Annotated in this window: 17 protein-coding genes and 1 pseudogene; all 18 read right to left on the minus strand. The window is 35.3% G+C overall.

Translation table 11 applies throughout. The features are described 5' to 3' along the window. Window positions 1-108: 108 nt before the first annotated feature. The 18 genes and pseudogenes from NNC77_RS12415 to NNC77_RS12500 all read right to left on the minus strand — a co-directional run bounded on the left by NNC77_RS12415 (window position 109) and on the right by NNC77_RS12500 (window position 16777). The gene (locus NNC77_RS12415; RefSeq protein WP_254971189.1) at window positions 109-600 is read right to left on the minus strand and encodes a hypothetical protein; all 492 of its coding nucleotides are present in this window, start codon (window positions 598-600) and stop codon (window positions 109-111) included. 108 nt (window positions 601-708) lie between these two features. Beyond that, on the minus strand, window positions 709-1821 hold the full coding sequence (locus NNC77_RS12420) for a nucleotidyltransferase family protein (RefSeq protein WP_254971191.1): 1113 nt from the start codon (window positions 1819-1821) through the stop codon (window positions 709-711). Between the two features lie 18 nt (window positions 1822-1839). Next, entirely contained in the window at window positions 1840-2970 is a 1131-nt protein-coding gene (locus tag NNC77_RS12425; protein ID WP_254971193.1) for a dTDP-glucose 4,6-dehydratase, read from the minus strand. A gap of 100 nt (window positions 2971-3070) precedes the next feature. After that, a pseudogene (locus tag NNC77_RS12430) lies at window positions 3071-3701 on the minus strand (sugar nucleotidyltransferase). A gap of 12 nt (window positions 3702-3713) precedes the next feature. Beyond that, complete coding sequence (locus NNC77_RS12435; RefSeq protein WP_254971194.1) at window positions 3714-4730, minus strand: NAD-dependent epimerase/dehydratase family protein; 1017 nt, start codon at window positions 4728-4730, stop codon at window positions 3714-3716. 86 nt (window positions 4731-4816) lie between these two features. After that, on the minus strand, window positions 4817-5974 hold the full coding sequence (locus NNC77_RS12440; RefSeq protein WP_233338837.1) for a glycosyltransferase: 1158 nt from the start codon (window positions 5972-5974) through the stop codon (window positions 4817-4819). After that, the gene (locus NNC77_RS12445; protein ID WP_233338836.1) at window positions 5971-6273 is read right to left on the minus strand and encodes a hypothetical protein; all 303 of its coding nucleotides are present in this window, start codon (window positions 6271-6273) and stop codon (window positions 5971-5973) included. Before NNC77_RS12445 ends, NNC77_RS12440 begins: the two co-directional genes overlap by 4 nt. Before the next feature lie 8 nt (window positions 6274-6281). Continuing rightward, window positions 6282-7238: an AbiH family protein gene (locus NNC77_RS12450; RefSeq protein WP_254971195.1), complete on the minus strand. Its 957-nt coding sequence runs from the start codon at window positions 7236-7238 to the stop codon at window positions 6282-6284. Window positions 7239-7397: 159 nt separating this feature from the next. After that, complete coding sequence (locus NNC77_RS12455; RefSeq protein ID WP_254971196.1) at window positions 7398-8762, minus strand: hypothetical protein; 1365 nt, start codon at window positions 8760-8762, stop codon at window positions 7398-7400. 94 nt (window positions 8763-8856) lie between these two features. Continuing rightward, window positions 8857-9912, minus strand: coding sequence for a glycosyltransferase family 4 protein (locus tag NNC77_RS12460; protein WP_254971198.1), 1056 nt, complete (start codon window positions 9910-9912; stop codon window positions 8857-8859). An 11-nt stretch (window positions 9913-9923) separates the two neighbouring features. After that, window positions 9924-10949: a hypothetical protein gene (locus NNC77_RS12465; RefSeq protein ID WP_254971200.1), complete on the minus strand. Its 1026-nt coding sequence runs from the start codon at window positions 10947-10949 to the stop codon at window positions 9924-9926. Further along, entirely contained in the window at window positions 10946-12019 is a 1074-nt protein-coding gene (locus tag NNC77_RS12470) for a glycosyltransferase family 2 protein (protein ID WP_254971201.1), read from the minus strand. The genes NNC77_RS12465 and NNC77_RS12470 overlap by 4 nt, the downstream gene beginning before the upstream one ends. Then, complete coding sequence (locus NNC77_RS12475; protein WP_254971203.1) at window positions 12009-13199, minus strand: O-antigen ligase family protein; 1191 nt, start codon at window positions 13197-13199, stop codon at window positions 12009-12011. Before NNC77_RS12475 ends, NNC77_RS12470 begins: the two co-directional genes overlap by 11 nt. 73 nt (window positions 13200-13272) lie before the next feature. Continuing rightward, window positions 13273-13491, minus strand: a complete 219-nt coding sequence (locus NNC77_RS12480; RefSeq protein ID WP_151202115.1) for a glycosyltransferase family 2 protein — start codon at window positions 13489-13491, stop codon at window positions 13273-13275. A gap of 197 nt (window positions 13492-13688) precedes the next feature. Next, a complete protein-coding gene (locus tag NNC77_RS12485) occupies window positions 13689-14654 on the minus strand; it encodes a response regulator (protein ID WP_119230174.1) in 966 nt (321 codons plus the stop codon). Beyond that, entirely contained in the window at window positions 14651-16042 is a 1392-nt protein-coding gene (locus NNC77_RS12490; protein WP_254971204.1) for a GHKL domain-containing protein, read from the minus strand. The genes NNC77_RS12485 and NNC77_RS12490 overlap by 4 nt, the downstream gene beginning before the upstream one ends. A gap of 130 nt (window positions 16043-16172) precedes the next feature. Then, window positions 16173-16583, minus strand: coding sequence for a hypothetical protein (locus NNC77_RS12495; protein ID WP_254971206.1), 411 nt, complete (start codon window positions 16581-16583; stop codon window positions 16173-16175). Window positions 16584-16594: 11 nt separating this feature from the next. After that, complete coding sequence (locus NNC77_RS12500; RefSeq protein ID WP_151202116.1) at window positions 16595-16777, minus strand: hypothetical protein; 183 nt, start codon at window positions 16775-16777, stop codon at window positions 16595-16597. Window positions 16778-16859 lie beyond the last annotated feature (82 nt).

Below are 16859 nucleotides of genomic sequence, written 5' to 3' on the forward strand. Positions count from 1 at the left end.
ATCCGCCATTTTCACATTTCCTCACGAACGTCACTTAAAGCCAACAACTGCCACAACCACTTGAAACTCAAAATAAAAGCCCAAATCTGCTATTTTTTGCTTTTTTAGTCATTCTTTTTCTGGAAAATTCTGAAATGAAGTACAATTCTCACAAGAATTAACAACAATACTATTTAGCTGCAGAATAAATTCGTTTAGAAATAAACTATTCTTTTCATTTGCAGTATTTGCTGCTATCTTAAGGATCAGCGTATAGAAATTTTCTATCTCGTTCTCCATATTTGCATTTTGCATTTCTGCAGAACAAAAATAATGGTTATTCTTAATAAACCCTAGAAAATCATCTAAATATTCAGAAATCGTTGCAAAACATCTATCTTTCAATTGCTTTCTATACAATTTTACAATAACCTCTATAGGAGTACTCATAAAATTAGCATTACCACAAAACATGATTCCAACAGGGTGATACTTAGATAGAGCAAAAACTTTGTTTGCACTATTTATAACCTTATGCCCATAGGGAGTTGTTACAGTTATTGCACTATCTGCCGCTATTACAACAGCGTGCTTATTCATTACTGATACTAATGCTGTCATACGTATATTATTTTAAAGTTTCTTTTTCTAAGAATCGGCTACTAAATTCTTTCACAAAAAAGTAGCTTCATTAAAAAGAAGATAAGGAGCCATTCGCCCGATATATCGTTATTTTTTGTTCTTCATCCTCCAAAAAAAGTGCCAAGTTCTAAAAAAAGGTTCACTTAGTGCTTCTGCAGGATAATATCGCACGAAGTGCATATTTCTCCATATCTTCAGGAAGTATTTCTTTGCCATTCCTTGTTGTGTAAAATGCCCATATTTGGTGAAGTGCTTTCCGAAGTTACCACCATTCAGTATCTCTGCCAGCAACAACTTCCCTCTCTTCTCATCCATCGGAGCTATCATCTTCTCCTCTGATAATCCCAATGCCTCATGCAGCACATACATCACCGCCCCAGCAAACTTCCACAATCCCAAATGCTTCAAATCCTTCTGCAACCAAGTTAACATTTCACAGTTAACATTTAACATTGATACCACATAGTAGTAATCAATGATTTGCCTCATTCCAATCCCTTCATCAAAGAAATGGTGATACAGATGCGTCAGCTGATAAATCACATTGAATGCCGTCGTTGGTATAGCAATTTCTCCAATACCGTCTGGTAGGCTAACAACATTTGAACATTGCAAATCTGCATTCCGTTTGAACCATTTCTGCAAACGTGCATTATAGATAGGATTATTCATTGTGCAAGGGAAGAAATGCAATTCTACCGGTACTCCATCTACAGAAGTTTCTATATGTTGATACCTTATATCATCCCCAAGTTCGAAATGCTTCTTGGCATATTCCGTTATCTGTTCACGGCTTGCATTCACCCATACATCAATATCCCCAGGATTACGAGAATACGCATTTGGATACATCAAGGCATTCCCTTGTCCTTTCAGAATGCAGCACCTAAGTCCATCCTCTCTGAGCATAGAATAGAGTTTAGCAGCAACTCCATTCACCTTCATGTTCTGTCGGCGAATTTGTTGCGACACTCCCATCCAAGTCATCAGCAAGTCCCTTTCTATCGGATTTTTCTTTAACTCCTCAGGATATTCCTCACTCAATCGCCTTATGCCATCAAAGCAGATTCCAATAATTGTTTGTTTTGTCGCAAAGCTATATAGTTGTCGCCAATCCATATTGGAGACAACCATACTTAGGTCAACCTTATCTTCAAGGCAGTATCTTAAAAACAGAAAAATGGCTGATGATTGTGCCATACCATCATTCACAAGTTATCACTTCTTATACATCTCCTCATAATACTTCTGATACTCCCCAGAAGTAACATGATCCATCCATTCCTGGTTCTCGAGATACCATTTCACGGTCTCCTCGATACCCTCCTCAAACTGGAGAGATGGCTCCCAGCCGAGTTCCTTCTGCAGCTTTCTTGAGTCAATAGCATAACGCATATCGTGACCCTTTCTGTCTGTTACATAAGTAATCAAATCCAAGTCTGCACCCTCAGGACGACCGAGCAATCTATCAACGGTCTTGATAACCACCTTGATGATGTCGATATTCTTCCACTCGTTGAAACCGCCGATGTTGTAAGTCTCGGCAATCTTACCCTTGTGGAAAATCATATCGATGGCACGGGCATGATCTACTACATACAACCAGTCGCGCACATTCTCACCCTTACCATATACTGGCAATGGCTTGCGATGACGGATGTTGTTGATAAACAGCGGAATCAACTTCTCAGGGAACTGGTATGGACCATAGTTGTTAGAGCAGTTGGTCACGATGGTAGGCATACCGTATGTATCGTGGAAAGCACGGACGAAGTGGTCTGAGCTAGCCTTAGATGCAGAGTATGGAGAGTGAGGATTGTACTTGGTAGTCTCTACGAAGAACTCCTCGCCATAAGCCTCATGGTTCTTATCGCTGGATGCCTTGGTGGTGAAAGGAGCTGGAATACCCTCAGGATGAGTCATCTGCAAGGCACCGTAAACCTCATCAGTAGAGATGTGGTAGAAGCGCTTCCCCTCGTATCCTTCAGGAAGACTCTCCCAGTAAATCTTTGCCGCCTGGAGCAGAGACAGGGTACCCATCACGTTGGTCTGAGCGAAAGTGAATGGATCCTTGATACTTCTATCTACATGGCTCTCGGCAGCGAGATGGATGATGCCATCCACCTTGTAGTCCTGCATCAGTTTCAACATCAGGTCGAAATCGCAGATATCACCCTTAACGAAAGTATAGTTAGGCTTGTCCTCGATGTCCTTGAGGTTAGCCAGATTACCTGCGTATGTCAACTTGTCGAGGTTGATGATGTGATACTCAGGATATTTGTTCGCGAAAAGTCTTACTACGTGAGAGCCGATGAAACCAGCACCGCCCGTTATTACAATATTCTTCATCCTAATCAATGTATATATTCGAACACAAATTACACGAATCATTCAGGAGAAACTATAACCTCTATATTCGTGTTATTCGTAAGATTCGTGTTCAAAAAAATTAATATTCTAAATTCTTCTTTAAAGTTTGCTCTTTCTCTTCAAGTATTGAAAGGAGATACTTGCCATAGTCATTCTTCAACATTGGCTGAGCATTCTCACGCAACGTATCACTATCTATCCAACCTTGGCGATAAGCAATACCTTCCAAGCAAGCAACCTTCAAGCCTTGGCGCTTCTCCAATACTTCGATAAAGGTGGATGCCTCAGAAAGGGAATCATGGGTTCCGGTATCAAGCCAGACGAATCCTCTTGCCATGGTCTGTACCTTCAGCTGCTTATCCTTCAGGAACTCCTGGTTTACTGTTGTGATTTCCAACTCACCACGAGCAGATGGTTTGATATGCTTAGCTACTTCCACCACCTTATTAGGATAGAAGTATAAGCCCACTACAGCATAGTTGCTCTTTGGATGCTGAGGCTTCTCTTCGATACTCAGGCAATTGCCTTACTCATCAAACTCTGCCACACCATATCGCTCAGGATCACTTACACGATAGCCAAATACAGTAGCTTTGTTATTGATAATATATCATCGGTTTATCAAAGATAGGAATCAGCTGCTTGCTGATACCCTTTGTGATAGGATACAAACGTGTACCGCTACCACCTGCTAATACGATTCCTTTCATGTTTATTGATTATTATTTTAAACCCTTTCTGTCATTATCCTCGAACCAGTCAGCAAGAGCTTCCTCGAAGCTCCACTTAAACTGATAACCGCAGTTCTTCAACTTCTCACCACAGATATTAGTAGAAATCTGGAGTTTCTTCACTCTCGCAGGACAGATACCCATTGGCGAGCCAAGAAGCATGGCAGCTCTTGCCATAGGCATGATAACCCAGTTAGGAATATCAGGCACAAACAGAGTCAAGCCTGTAACCTTCTTCATAGCCTCCACAATATGCTGGATAGTATAAGCAGGTTCGAAACAACAGTTATACAACTCAACACCATGTTCATGATGTTCCAAGCGATACAGCATGAAGCGGACCAACTCCTTTACATAGATACAAGCCTTGATGGTATCCTTTCTGCCAGGGAAAGCAAACTTATGACCACGGATAGCCCAATACAATCTGGTGAAGTTACCATTCTCACCCTTTCCGAATACCACACCAGGGCGAACGATGGTAAGCTGGCGATGAGCAGCATCACCATTCTGCCACTTCTCATGAATCTTCTCAGCCACCAACTTAGAAATACCGTATGCAGTATTAGGAGTAGGCAAAGTAGTCTCCTTCTTCAACTCCTCAGCAGCACCGTATGGTGCGATACTAGAAGTAAACACAATCTTCTTGATATTCCACTTCTCTGCAAAAGCCACCACATTCTCAGCACCACGGATATTCGTCTCGAAATACTCATGATCTTCATGACCAGGAGTACGATGAACTGCAGCAAAGTTGAAGATGACATCATCCTCTGTAGGAGTAAATGGCAAGTTCTCGATAGGCTTGCGGATATCATACTCGATGAAAGTAGACTGCAACTTCTGACCATCACGCAAAGCTGGCTTGTAATCCTTCACTACCGGATTAGGAGTACCAGGCTTAACGATGTCGAGGTTATATACTTGGGCGTTAGGATAACGCTCCTTAATCAAATTTGTAAGATGGGTACCGATGAAGCCGGTACCGCCAGTGATAATATAGTTCATAAAACTATGTTTTATAGATTATTGGCTGCACTCGGCAAAATCAAGCAAGCTTGTTTGCTCTCGTTTGCACAATAATTCATTAATATTTATCGGTTATAAACTTCTGTATAAATTTCTTCTAATGCCTTGATGCGATTGTCAATAAAGAAATCTGACTCAAAGTAAGAACGGGAGTTCTTCTCCATTTCTTTACGTTTCTCATCATTCTCTATCAAGTCATTCATTTTTTCAACAAAGACCTCTTCCTTCAATGGCAATAGATAACCATTATAACCATCTTTCACACAATCCTTGTTACCTAATACATCACTCGCAACAATCGCCTTACCCAAAGACATAGCTTCTATCACAGAGATAGGAAGACCCTCATAGAGCGAAGTCATGAAGTAGAGCAAACTACCCTTCACATACTTCAAAGTTTCCTCGTGGCTAAGCCAAGGCAAGAGATAGAAGGTATCATCCATATCATACTGATGAATGAGTCTCTTCATATCTTCCAACATTGGAGAATAGAAGCCAACACCTAGCAGATAGAATTTTATATCAGGATGCTTTAGATGGATTCCATGAGCGACTTCTACCATGAATAAAGGGTTCTTCTGATAAGAAGGACGTCCGATAGAAGTGATATATCGCTCACCTTCCTTTGGCACAGGCAAGTCAGAAGCCTCATTCTTTTGAGAAGAAATCCGTGAGATTTGTGAGATCCGTGTGAGACCTTTATCCGCATCAGGCACTGCATTATTCCAGGCAAAAGCCTTCTCCTCGTTAAAACCAACAACCTTAATACCCAATTCTCTTTCAGAGTCAGAACAAGCCAGAAGATAAGAATTCAGCTTTGCTATCTTTTCCAGCAAAAGAAATATCTGTTTCTTCTTGGCAGATTCAGCTGAAAGAAAAGAGAAAGCATGAGCTGTATAAACTACCTTTGTTCCTGTAAGAAAAGCAGCGAATCTTCCGATTACGCCACCCTTTGCACTATGACAATGCACCAAGTCAGCTTTTTCCTTCTTGATGATCTTGATAGCCTGCATCACCGCCTTTATATCCTTTACAGGATTCAAGGCACGATACATATCTATACTATACGTCTTAACCTGCTTGCCATGTCGCATATAAGGCTTGCTGTTATCATCCGCACCATTTACGATAACGAACTCAAACTTATCACTAGCCAAAGCAACTGTATTGCGAACATAAGTATCTATGCCGCTTTTGAGGTTACCGATATGAAGTATCTTCATGCTGCCACCCTCCTTTCTTCACGATGGAGTGTTTTATAACCGATAGATACCTGAATTACAGTATCAAAGTTAGTCTTTAGGAGGACAAGACTTGCCCTCTCATATTGCAAATTATAAACCATATTATATTGATTTTGCAAGTATTTAATTCTATTTCCTATAAAGAATTCGTCAAGGAATAAAACTCTAGATTTCTCCTCCATAGAAGTTCTTAATTCTTTGTCATTTACGAGTTGGATAATCCTATTAGCATAGGCTTCTGTATCCAAAATCAAGAGATATGCTATATCAAACCACATATTAATAATCAAATATCAGCAAAGAACTCTTTCGTCTGAATTTGTTGAATTTCACTTTTCCTTTGTTGATACCAATAACGAAATGCATCACTCATTTTATGCTCCTCATTATCAGTACAAAAAATATTCAACTTATTATTCTGAAACAACATAGAAGTTCGACCGTAGTTCATCTTATGAAGAGTACGCATAATTTCCATTCTAGAAGTCTCATCATAAGTAAAAATCGTAATCATCCGTTGTTCACTTTTATCTAAGTTCTCTTCACATTGATGTTTAAAGAACGATTGAAAATAATGATAATCGTTATCACCAAGTGAATGCCCGAAAAATACGACCTCATCAGCATCTCTTAAATCAAATCCTACAGGATGACTTGAATAATGCGGATTAAAACTTTTCCGCATAAAGTCGTATACTCCATCTATGGTATCTACTTGATCATTTATTCCTAATATTGCAGAGTTATCACACAAACAACCATGCACATACTCAATATTAGACATTTCTGGTATTTGAAACTGTCTTGCAACTCTATTTAAATCAGTAAAATTAAAAGAATAAATCTTGCTAAATGCAGAGTTTGCACAAGCCAAAGTAAAAACTTTTGCTACTAATGTATCTGTCTTTACGTTTGTACTTTGAACTTTCTGTAGGTATGAAATCATTGAGGCAACTATAATTTTAAAATCTTGAGCATCTTCCTGCGCTATTGCAGGTATCAATGCTCTATAAGATGAAACTGTATTGCCCATCTTTTGAACATAATTAGCAAGTTCTCCCTCTAAATCAAACCATTTCTCTATTTGAGATTTTTGGCTTAGATATCTATACAACTGGCTTTTCAAGTTTTTTGGCCAGAAATCGCTTTTAGCAAAATCTGAATACCTCGTATTTCTACCTAAATCTAGATCAAAGCCATTACCGATAATTAGCAAACGCTTCGGTATTTTATTCTTTTCCATATCCTTCATAATTAATAGTTTTACCTTTTCACTTCCCCCACCATTTTCTTCACCAGCATACGGAATTGCTTATAGATGCCCAACTGTAACATTAAGATTCTAATATGCTTTTCCATATAATAAGATTTCTTAATAATGATATTCTTCTTGTAACTCCTTTTACCCCAACAACAAATTTCGAATATCATGATTCATTTTTTGCAGTTCTTTCCTTATCTCTGCCAAACCAAGAATTTTATCACTTTGCCAAGATAACACCCTACCCCTTCGCACAAGATTTTTTCCCTTGATATAGCAAAAATTATACATGTCATTTTCATACTCTATATAAAATTCACTTTCACCCTTCAGTGCATAATTATACGGAGCATAAAGTTCTGCTAATTGTAAATCAGAGAAGCCATACAACATCATTTCTTGTATTGAATCTAACGATCTATCAGGAAACAAGAAACGGTAACATGCAAGTATTTTTGTCCATACAGTTTGTGTAGGAATGTCATATTTCCCCTTCATCCAAGATTTTCTTATAAGGTTACTAATATCCATATCAAGAAACTCTTTACATCTTCTAACTGACATCTGCAGAATTGCCGATGGGACAGAAAACCTATCTTCCTTGTTGCTAGACAACGGCTGAACTCCCCCCAAGACCTCTTCTGTTTTACATATATCTAAGAGTTTTGCTTCTACTTGCCTATGCGCCTCTTCTTTTATAGAATAGCGAAAAGGAAGTGTATTCAGAAACTTATTCATATAGCCTTCATAGTTCGCCTCTTTACCATAAAAATGGTGGAAGAGATGCTTGGCTATCTCGTAATCCATCACAAGGATTATCTTATCAAAGCCGAACTTGTTACCATGAGGAACCTCCGAATAATAGGGATTATCTACCTGAGAGGACAAGACATTCATGATGCGGAAAAGATGAGCAGGATCTATTCTATCCAAATCTTCAATAATCAAAACAGACTTAGCCATCATCTGCTCCAAAGACTTCTGGATAAGACAAGTAAAGGCATCACATTCACTGATACTACCCGACTTTCCATAAAATCCATTGAGGTAGTCATCTACTACATGAAAAACATCTTGACTTTTATATTTCTCATGAATAGTAGAAGCAAAATCTTTCAAAGCCTCATACCCATCTTTCAATCCTTCAATGGGAATGATTGAAGCAACAAAGTCGCCTAACTTTAACAAAGACTCTTTGTTGCATACCGCATCAAATATCTTATCATACCCCTCTTTAAAGTCATAGATATGATTATCCTTTATGAGTTGAAACAGAATATCGCGCTTGATATACTCAATGACATCCCGATTCTCCTCAACCACGTAGTTTACAGGATGGAGAGTGATGAAGTAATAATCATTAGCCTCTTTCGGATAGCTTTCCATAAACTTTTTCAGAAAGTAAGATTTACCATCTCCAAACTTAGCAGAGAATATGATTCTACTCTCATTTTCAAACACCTGTTTGAAGTCTTGAATGTTTTGTGAAATATCAATTGTATCCATAATATCTATTCTAGTGAAAAAAACACTTTTTCATGATTAGGAATTCGAAAAAGTATCTTCTAAAAAGAATAATAAAAGTACAGTGAAGAATATATTAAGAAAATCCACATAAGGTATCGTGCATGATTTTTGCAAAACGCTTGAAAGTATATTTGTTTAATACTTTTTCAGGAGATGCAACATCATGAGAAAGTAACTCATCCAAATCTACATCAGTATTATAAGGATCAATCCAATAAGCAGACTCTCCGAAAATTTCAGGCAAACAGCTAGCCTTTGCAATGATGCATTTTGCACCAACGCTCATTGCTTCTAAAGGTGGAATACCAAATCCTTCAAAAAAGGAAGGAAATATAAAAGCTTTACAATGAGCCATAAGATACTTTACTTCTCCATCGCTTATATAGCCCAAGAATCTAACGTTCTTATAGTCCTCTTCTTTATAATCAGTACCATACGCTTTGAGATTAGCCTTTCCACCTATAAAGAAATTATACTGAGGATGTCTCTTTGCAACCTCTAATATCCATTGTATATTCTTGTTTGGAGCCAAACTACCCAAAGAAAAGAAGTAAGGATTTGCGAACCAATCAGGATGTCTTTCTTTCAAAGTTTCATCAGCTGTAACCTCTTTGAAATGTTCCCACCCATTACCTAAAACTACAATTTTATTTGAAGGTAGCTTTAAACATTCTATCATTTGTTTCTTAGAATACTCAGACACGGTAAATAATAAAGGTGAGAATCTTCGAGCTAACTCCTCTTGAAATATATGCCAACATCTAGAAACCTTCATGTAGAATGTCTTGCAATACTCGGGATGAGTTCTATAACTCATGTCGTGAATACAAATAATTCCAGGTTTTAAAACAGGCATTATCGTAAGAAGGTTTAGAGAAATGCTTCTAGGATGAGTTAGCATATACAAAGCTAAAAAAGTTTGTTCCCATAAAGATCCTTTCGCCTTCCCAAATTTGATAACTGGTATATTATTCAAATGTGGAATATTGGAAGCATTTTTTGGAACAACCAAAGAATATTGGCCTTTCTTGCATATTTTGTCTAATTCTGATATTATCTCAAATGCAAAACGTTCTTGCCCAGTAACTCTACGAGCAGCAAACTGGCCATTAATAACAATATTTAACATGTAACTTTCAATTAATTTTCAATTGCACATTGTAATGCATTCGCAAGCATATGTCCATTTCTCAAAGCAAAAGACTCCTTTTCTATACATCTATTCATAAAATCTATATCTTGAGAAGTAAGTAATGCTATTTTTTCTTCTATTTCAGAAAGTTTGCTTATGGCTATACCCAGATGATTATCCAAAATATAGGAAGCCATTGCACTATTTTCCCAGACTATAACTTTCAACTGGCATGCAATATAAAGCGATAATTTGTGTGGTGCAATAATCCTTAAATATTCACCTATATTACCAGAGCAACTATCTATACTATCACCATCCCACAGCAACCCCCATTCTCCTTCTATTGCTGATATATCGTTAGGTAAAAAAGCTCCTTTATATGATAGAAATTTTGGAAACTTCAATGAAGGAACATCCTTTCCATAAAGGTTAAATGTTACTCTATTGAAGTTAAGTTTACCAAAATCATTTAAAAAAATACTTTTTGACAATTGTCCTGCAAATACAATTTCATCAGGTTTCCTCACTGCATTTTGTTCCTTAGTTAACAAGTAGTCAAAACATCCCAAAACACAATATTTTTTATTGAGTCCATATTCCTGTAGCTTATTTTTCATTGCTTCAGTATGAACTATTAAACAAGAAAAATTATTCAAGACAGCTATCTCATCACTAATTTTATTTGAAGCAGGAAAGCGTAAAGAAGGCAAATCATGTATAACCGCTATTGTGTTAAAGTTTTTGAATCTTGAAGATATAATTCTAAATGCCTTTAAATTAACGAAAGGGTACTGAATAAGAACATAACTTCCTTTTGGTATTTTTAATAAAGCTAAATAAATTCTTATTATTATTTCCAAAGGTCCCAATACTTTATTGGTTGAATGGCGAATAATAGGTACATAAATTGTTTCTAAACATCTTTTTACAATGGAAGTAACATCATTTCTCGCTTTAGATGTTGCCACAAATTTTCCTTTTCCATTAAAGACTTTTGGATCACAAAAATCTAAAAAATATACCTTTTTCATAATTTACCTAATATTTTTTTTACTTGTTGTTTAACATTATTTGCAAATGAAAGATTGCCTATGTATTTAAACAAGAATTTTGCTAATATGATTTTTAACTTATCATTTTTCTTACAAGCACGCACAAAATGAATACCACTATAAGAAATGACATTTTCAACTTCTTGCATTAATAATGCATTTGTTCTTACTTTCATATCTATACTATTCACAAATGTAACATAAGGTTCCTTACCTGATAGAAAAGCTATATATATAGGCTGTAATATATGATTTACCAAAAGATATTTTTGGTACTGGTATATATTACTTTTTGGATCAGCTGTTTCCAAAAAATCTTCCAATATTTTGGTTCCTACCAATTGAAAGGAACGATAGTTTTTCAGTAATGTATCTGGGCCGACCGATTGCCCTTCCCTACCTATCCAATATACATAAACAGGAATGTCTACAAATCGAATTGTTTTTGCTATTTTTGATGGAAAATAATCATATTCGTTGTCACTATAAAACACCTTTTCTGTCCATTGTAAACCTGACTTGCGAATTAAATCGGTTTTATAGCATATTGAATTTACAAATATATTATTTTTTATTGAATTGTAGGTCCAATCAACAGATTCTATATCTAAATCTTTACGTTTGGTTACTCCTGATTCAAAAGAACATTTCACCATTTTATCCACTGCTGAATAATATATATAACGCTCACACATAAGCATATCTGCATCTGTAAGTGACAGATCATGAACGAACTCTATATACTCCGTTTTGGAGAACCAATCATCAGAATCCAATGTTCTGAAATACTTACCTTTCGCAATACGCAAGGCTGCATTCATACATGATCCATAATTACCATTCTCCTTATTAACTACGACAAAATATTCAGGATACTTATCGCGAAATAACTCAGCAATTTTTAAAGTTTCATCAGTAGACCCATCATTGACGATGATGATTTCCACATCATTCATAACATCTTCTACTAATAAAGATTCCAAACATTTCCCCAAATATGAACTTGAATTATAAGCAGGGATTACCACAGTAAGAAGTTTATTTTCCATATTGTCTATAATTTATGCACATAGAAATACCATATGCTACAAATAATAATGTTAAATATCTAAAATGTGAGACTGTAATTGAGAATAAATAAAAATATAATAAAAGAACTATGCTCTCCTTGAAGAACTTTTTCCTTGTCATATTGTACAAAGGAATAAACAACAATCCCGATAAATACAAGGCTAACACATAAAGACCACCATCAGCAAATAATGCAAACAAGGAATTGCTAAAGCCATAATTATGGTTTGGATTTTGTTCGCTAAGTAAAGATTTACCAAAAAATAAATTGTCTAAACCTATTTGAATGCATTTTTGTATATCATAAGATCTCGCTGATACAGAACCTTCTCCAGAGGATGATGAAACCTTATCCTGCAAAATCCAATTAATAACAAAAGGTATAACCAACAACATTAACGTCAACAACAAAAATTTTAAAAACTTATATTTCTTATTTTTTGTGTTCCACATTGCGCAAAATATCAAAAAACACAAAAAAATCTGCCCCGTTGTAGAGAATGTCGTGATTATAGTAACACCTAAAATGCATAGTACAATTTTTCGTTTTTTTTCTCGTAAAAATAACTCTATGGCCAAAGCTATACATAATGCCATATTATACATTGGAGCCTCGTTAAATATGCCACAATTTCTAATATATTCATTTCCTAAAAAAAAAGAATTCTGCGCCTCAAAATATAAATAAAAATAAGTTGGATAAATACGCTGTTCTCCCCAAAAAACAGGAACATATGCTGTTGGAGAAATTAAATTTAGTGTACTACCCATAATATAAAAAAACAAAGATACACAACATATAATCAATATGACATTGGTATATTTATACAAAATTACATTTCTCTCTTCTTCGTAATTTGAAAAATACAAAATAGATAAAGGGAGAAAAAGCATAAACAATCTTATATAAGTCGATTCCGCTCCATATTGAACATTTAGAAAAGGTATTATACTACCAAAAAAAAGTAATAAATGCCAAAATTTCATTTGGATTTTTTTACCCTTAAGTAATAACAATAAAAAGATTGATATTATAGGAATATAATAAATAATCTTTGCAAATATTCCATATTGAGAAAATGGGGTATTAAATTCCAAAATCAGCAATATTATTACTATATATTCCAATATCGATTGTATTTTTCCCATTTTTATCATATTCTTATTAACACACACAATTCATTGAGACTGGCATATGTAAATTTCATCAGTTTTTCAATTTAACAAAACATCAAACACCTTTCTCCTTATCTATCACTCTGAAAGTATCAGGATACTTATCTTGATACTCATGGGCTATGGCAGAAGAACTATCCTTGCTACCATCATTCACTACTAGCACCTCTAAGTGCTGCATTTGTTCCTCTGGTACAATCAATGAATTAAGACATCTATGAAGATAGTCTTGCATATTGTACGTAGGAATTACTATTGTTAATATCTTTTTCATATCAGTTTTTTTTCTTTTTTTCAATTATCTAAAGGACATAGCAGGCTTCATGCCGCCAGCAGAAAAGTAGCTCAAAAAAATAAGCTGAAGGCAAGCCGCCTAATACCAATATACCTAAGCCTAGGCCGCCAAAGTCCAAAATTATATCTCTTATATATCTAAACTGTTTTGCCTTTGATTTCCATAGCAAAAGTTAATCAAAATTTTTGCCTAGACAATGTTCTTTCTTTTTCTGTACCATCTTTCAAAAAATCCTTCTGGAATAATTGGTATTCACCTGTAAACTCGTATACAATCATTAGACTTCTATGGTATTTTCCAATAAAAGGAATCTTATAACCAACTATCATTTTATGGATTTCATAAATTGGAGCATATGTTATTATGCGATGATCTACTTTTTCTGAGTCTTTTTCCGTAAGATGATACTTTGAAATATTTTTCAGTTTTTTATTTTTCTTGACTGTAGTAATTTTCCTGATACTGTTAGCTATGCTACGTTCCATTTTTGCTACAGCATCTTGTATAGGGATTTCTATGCCAAACTTGGCATCAAAGCTTGCACTTTGCTCAACAATAATCTCTTCCGCATACACTATTTCAGATTCAGTTTCTTGTTCTTGCCCAGAAAATATTGTCAACAATGTCTGCGCCTGTTTCAAATCAACATATCCAGAGCGAATTATTATGTCATAGAAAAGGACAGCCTTATACAGCTTAAACTTACACAATGTAAAAGTGCGCTTCAATGATTTCGAACGATTTACTTTCTCTCTAAACTCATCCTCAAACAGAGCATATAGCTCTGTCACTCTGCCACAAAGACTTGTTGTAGCCAAAGCCTTATCTAAGTGCGCATCAAATTTCAAATTAATGGCCTCACCTAAATCGTCTTTTGAAGCTTCACCAGTTAGCATCAAAGCTTTTGCACTAGTATATTGCCTTAATTCTTTTAATAATTCTGTACCAGTCTTCTCAGGCATTACCTGGTCCAAGACCAAAACTTTAATATCATTACACTGAACAATATTAATAGCTTCCTTGGCAGAAGAAGTGTAAGTTGTTTTTAATCCCGTCTTAGCATGAATTAGTCTTGCGAAATCCTCAGCAGCTGACAAGACATCATCAACAACCAAAACTTCAAAGAGATCTATTTGCATCATACTCTAGTTTTTAATTTTATAGTTACTATAACCTGATCACTCTCTACTTGATAATTAAGAGTGCTACCCTTTACTAAACTTATTAAATTACGAACTGACTGAATTCCGACACCAGTATGATTACTTTTCGAAGAAAAGCCAGTAGTATTAAGTTGATCAATCGTAGGAACTTCATCCTTGCATTGATTTGAAATGTCTATACAAATAAGTCCCTCTATAGTTCCTTTATAAGAAATCCAAACTTCTGTATTAGCAGGCGAGGCAACCAATGCATTTTGCAACAAAGGAATAATCAGAGCAAAAATATAATTACTAGAATATCCCTCGATGATATCAGGTAAGGCCTCAATTCTCAACTTGACGTTGTCTAGCTTATTTTGAATGCATATTACATTTGCATATTCTAATATAGCGGCGTTCAATCCTAAAAATGAAGGCAAAGAAGAAACTGTTGTTGCCTCAACATAAGCATTTATTACAGATAAACAGATTTTAGAATAATTATCAATACGAATAATTTTATCCAATTCTTCGCCTTCCAACTTGGGCTTTAACACCTCGCAATTTATCTGTATCTGAGATAATGGAGTTGTCAATGTATGCTTTATATTACTAGTCAAATCAGAAAAGCTAAAAGGCATAGTCTGTTGAGGAGACGAAGATATTTTTTGATTAATTTTTCTTAGCTCTGCCATGATCTGGTTTTGATGCTTGATATTTCCCTTTCCGGATCCTTTAGATATTACTATATCTTTATGTAATTCCTCCATCAACTCTTCAGACATTACGGACATCAAATTTCTCAAGTCATCACGTATATAACGTGAATATGGCTCTTCAAAATTACTGTTTAAAGCCATCTCCCTTTTTATATCGTCAATTTGATAATCTAATGTCCTTTGAGTATAACGCATCATATTACGAGTATGAAAAACAATATATAAGACCAATACTATCATCATAAAGCACATGACATAAGGAATATATTGCTCTAGTTTTGTATCTACAACTAAATTAACCTTAGGCAACAGAGCAAAAATATTATTAGAAGAATACACCACTCCAAAAGGCAGGACTCCGCAAGACACAAAAAGCAATATACTTAGAATCTTCATAAATATACCTATTTGTTTTTTATAAAGTGCAACTATCAGCACTATCAAGGTAATCAATATGAGAATTCCCCACAATATATATGCTTTCTCTGGTTCCCAATAAATTCTACAACTCTGATATATATTAAATGACAGCAGCAATGCAAAACCATTCAACAAAACCGTCCATCGCATATCCCCATCATCTGCCAACATCAGTAATACCGACAAGCCATACAACAAGAATAGCGATACCATTGACAGTATTTCAATATAATAAATATATGTCTCCATATCTTCATATTATTTATCTTTCACAAAAAGACCAATTAGGCTTCATGCCGCCAGCAGAAAAGTAGCTCATAAATGTAATAGCTGATGGCTATCAGTCTGTAGAAGTCAAAAATCTTTTTTACAAATTCATTTATAAAATAATTTTTCCGCACAAAAATCTTCCTATTAAAACATAAGCTAAAAGAACCAACACTATCTTGCCTATCCCAAAAAGCCATGATATGCTTGATAGATAAGTTGGCATCTCTTTATCCTTCATTTTATCAGTCAAGTAAACCGCATTCATTATAATTTCCACAATATAATGTAAAAGTTCTAATAATATTGCCAAAACAAAGAATCCTAATGCTATTAGCAATTGAAAGTCCAATTGGAAATGACCATCCTTCCCAACAACTTTAAAGAGCCACACTATACCCACACCAGCTAAAATAAACTGACGTAAGATATTGGATACATTAGCAGAAACACAGGCTATATTCTTTTTACGGAAACTTACCCAATCAGTATATACCTCATCTTTCTTTTTTAAAACATCCATATTCTTACTAATTAGCTTTTTTCTTGTTCACTTGTTGCTTGCTTTTTACCAGGAAATACAGGATCCATCGATGTTCTTCCATGCCTATGAATGGACAAACGTTTTGAAACAGCAATAAAGCTATAACTGTTTCGTCCCGATCTTACATTTTTGTTTCCAGATTTTTGATATTGTCTTTTTACTCTCTTTCTCATATTATCAAATTAATATTTTGTTCTTCAGGAACTCTATGGTAGTGTGGCAAGCCATATACTTTTGAAATAACATATTTTACCT

The organism is Segatella copri (assembly GCF_024330485.1).
Lineage (GTDB): Bacteria > Bacteroidota > Bacteroidia > Bacteroidales > Bacteroidaceae > Prevotella > Prevotella copri_L.

What these genes read in the sequence shown, in the direction of transcription:
- NNC77_RS12485 (WP_119230174.1), bottom strand. Translation starts at nt 14,654, where the DNA reads ATGATGCAAATAGATCTCTTTGAAGTTTTGGTTGTTGATGATGTCTTG.
- NNC77_RS12475 (WP_254971203.1), bottom strand. Translation starts at nt 13,199, where the DNA reads ATGATAAAAATGGGAAAAATACAATCGATATTGGAATATATAGTAATA.
- NNC77_RS12415 (WP_254971189.1), bottom strand. Translation starts at nt 600, where the DNA reads ATGACAGCATTAGTATCAGTAATGAATAAGCACGCTGTTGTAATAGCG.
- NNC77_RS12500 (WP_151202116.1), bottom strand. Translation starts at nt 16,777, where the DNA reads ATGAGAAAGAGAGTAAAAAGACAATATCAAAAATCTGGAAACAAAAAT.
- NNC77_RS12435 (WP_254971194.1), bottom strand. Translation starts at nt 4,730, where the DNA reads ATGAACTATATTATCACTGGCGGTACCGGCTTCATCGGTACCCATCTT.
- NNC77_RS12455 (WP_254971196.1), bottom strand. Translation starts at nt 8,762, where the DNA reads ATGGATACAATTGATATTTCACAAAACATTCAAGACTTCAAACAGGTG.
- NNC77_RS12495 (WP_254971206.1), bottom strand. Translation starts at nt 16,583, where the DNA reads ATGGATGTTTTAAAAAAGAAAGATGAGGTATATACTGATTGGGTAAGT.
- NNC77_RS12490 (WP_254971204.1), bottom strand. Translation starts at nt 16,042, where the DNA reads ATGGAGACATATATTTATTATATTGAAATACTGTCAATGGTATCGCTA.
- NNC77_RS12470 (WP_254971201.1), bottom strand. Translation starts at nt 12,019, where the DNA reads ATGGAAAATAAACTTCTTACTGTGGTAATCCCTGCTTATAATTCAAGT.
- NNC77_RS12480 (WP_151202115.1), bottom strand. Translation starts at nt 13,491, where the DNA reads ATGAAAAAGATATTAACAATAGTAATTCCTACGTACAATATGCAAGAC.
- NNC77_RS12425 (WP_254971193.1), bottom strand. Translation starts at nt 2,970, where the DNA reads ATGAAGAATATTGTAATAACGGGCGGTGCTGGTTTCATCGGCTCTCAC.
- NNC77_RS12450 (WP_254971195.1), bottom strand. Translation starts at nt 7,238, where the DNA reads ATGGAAAAGAATAAAATACCGAAGCGTTTGCTAATTATCGGTAATGGC.
- NNC77_RS12420 (WP_254971191.1), bottom strand. Translation starts at nt 1,821, where the DNA reads ATGGCACAATCATCAGCCATTTTTCTGTTTTTAAGATACTGCCTTGAA.
- NNC77_RS12465 (WP_254971200.1), bottom strand. Translation starts at nt 10,949, where the DNA reads ATGAAAAAGGTATATTTTTTAGATTTTTGTGATCCAAAAGTCTTTAAT.
- NNC77_RS12445 (WP_233338836.1), bottom strand. Translation starts at nt 6,273, where the DNA reads ATGTGGTTTGATATAGCATATCTCTTGATTTTGGATACAGAAGCCTAT.
- NNC77_RS12440 (WP_233338837.1), bottom strand. Translation starts at nt 5,974, where the DNA reads ATGAAGATACTTCATATCGGTAACCTCAAAAGCGGCATAGATACTTAT.
- NNC77_RS12460 (WP_254971198.1), bottom strand. Translation starts at nt 9,912, where the DNA reads ATGTTAAATATTGTTATTAATGGCCAGTTTGCTGCTCGTAGAGTTACT.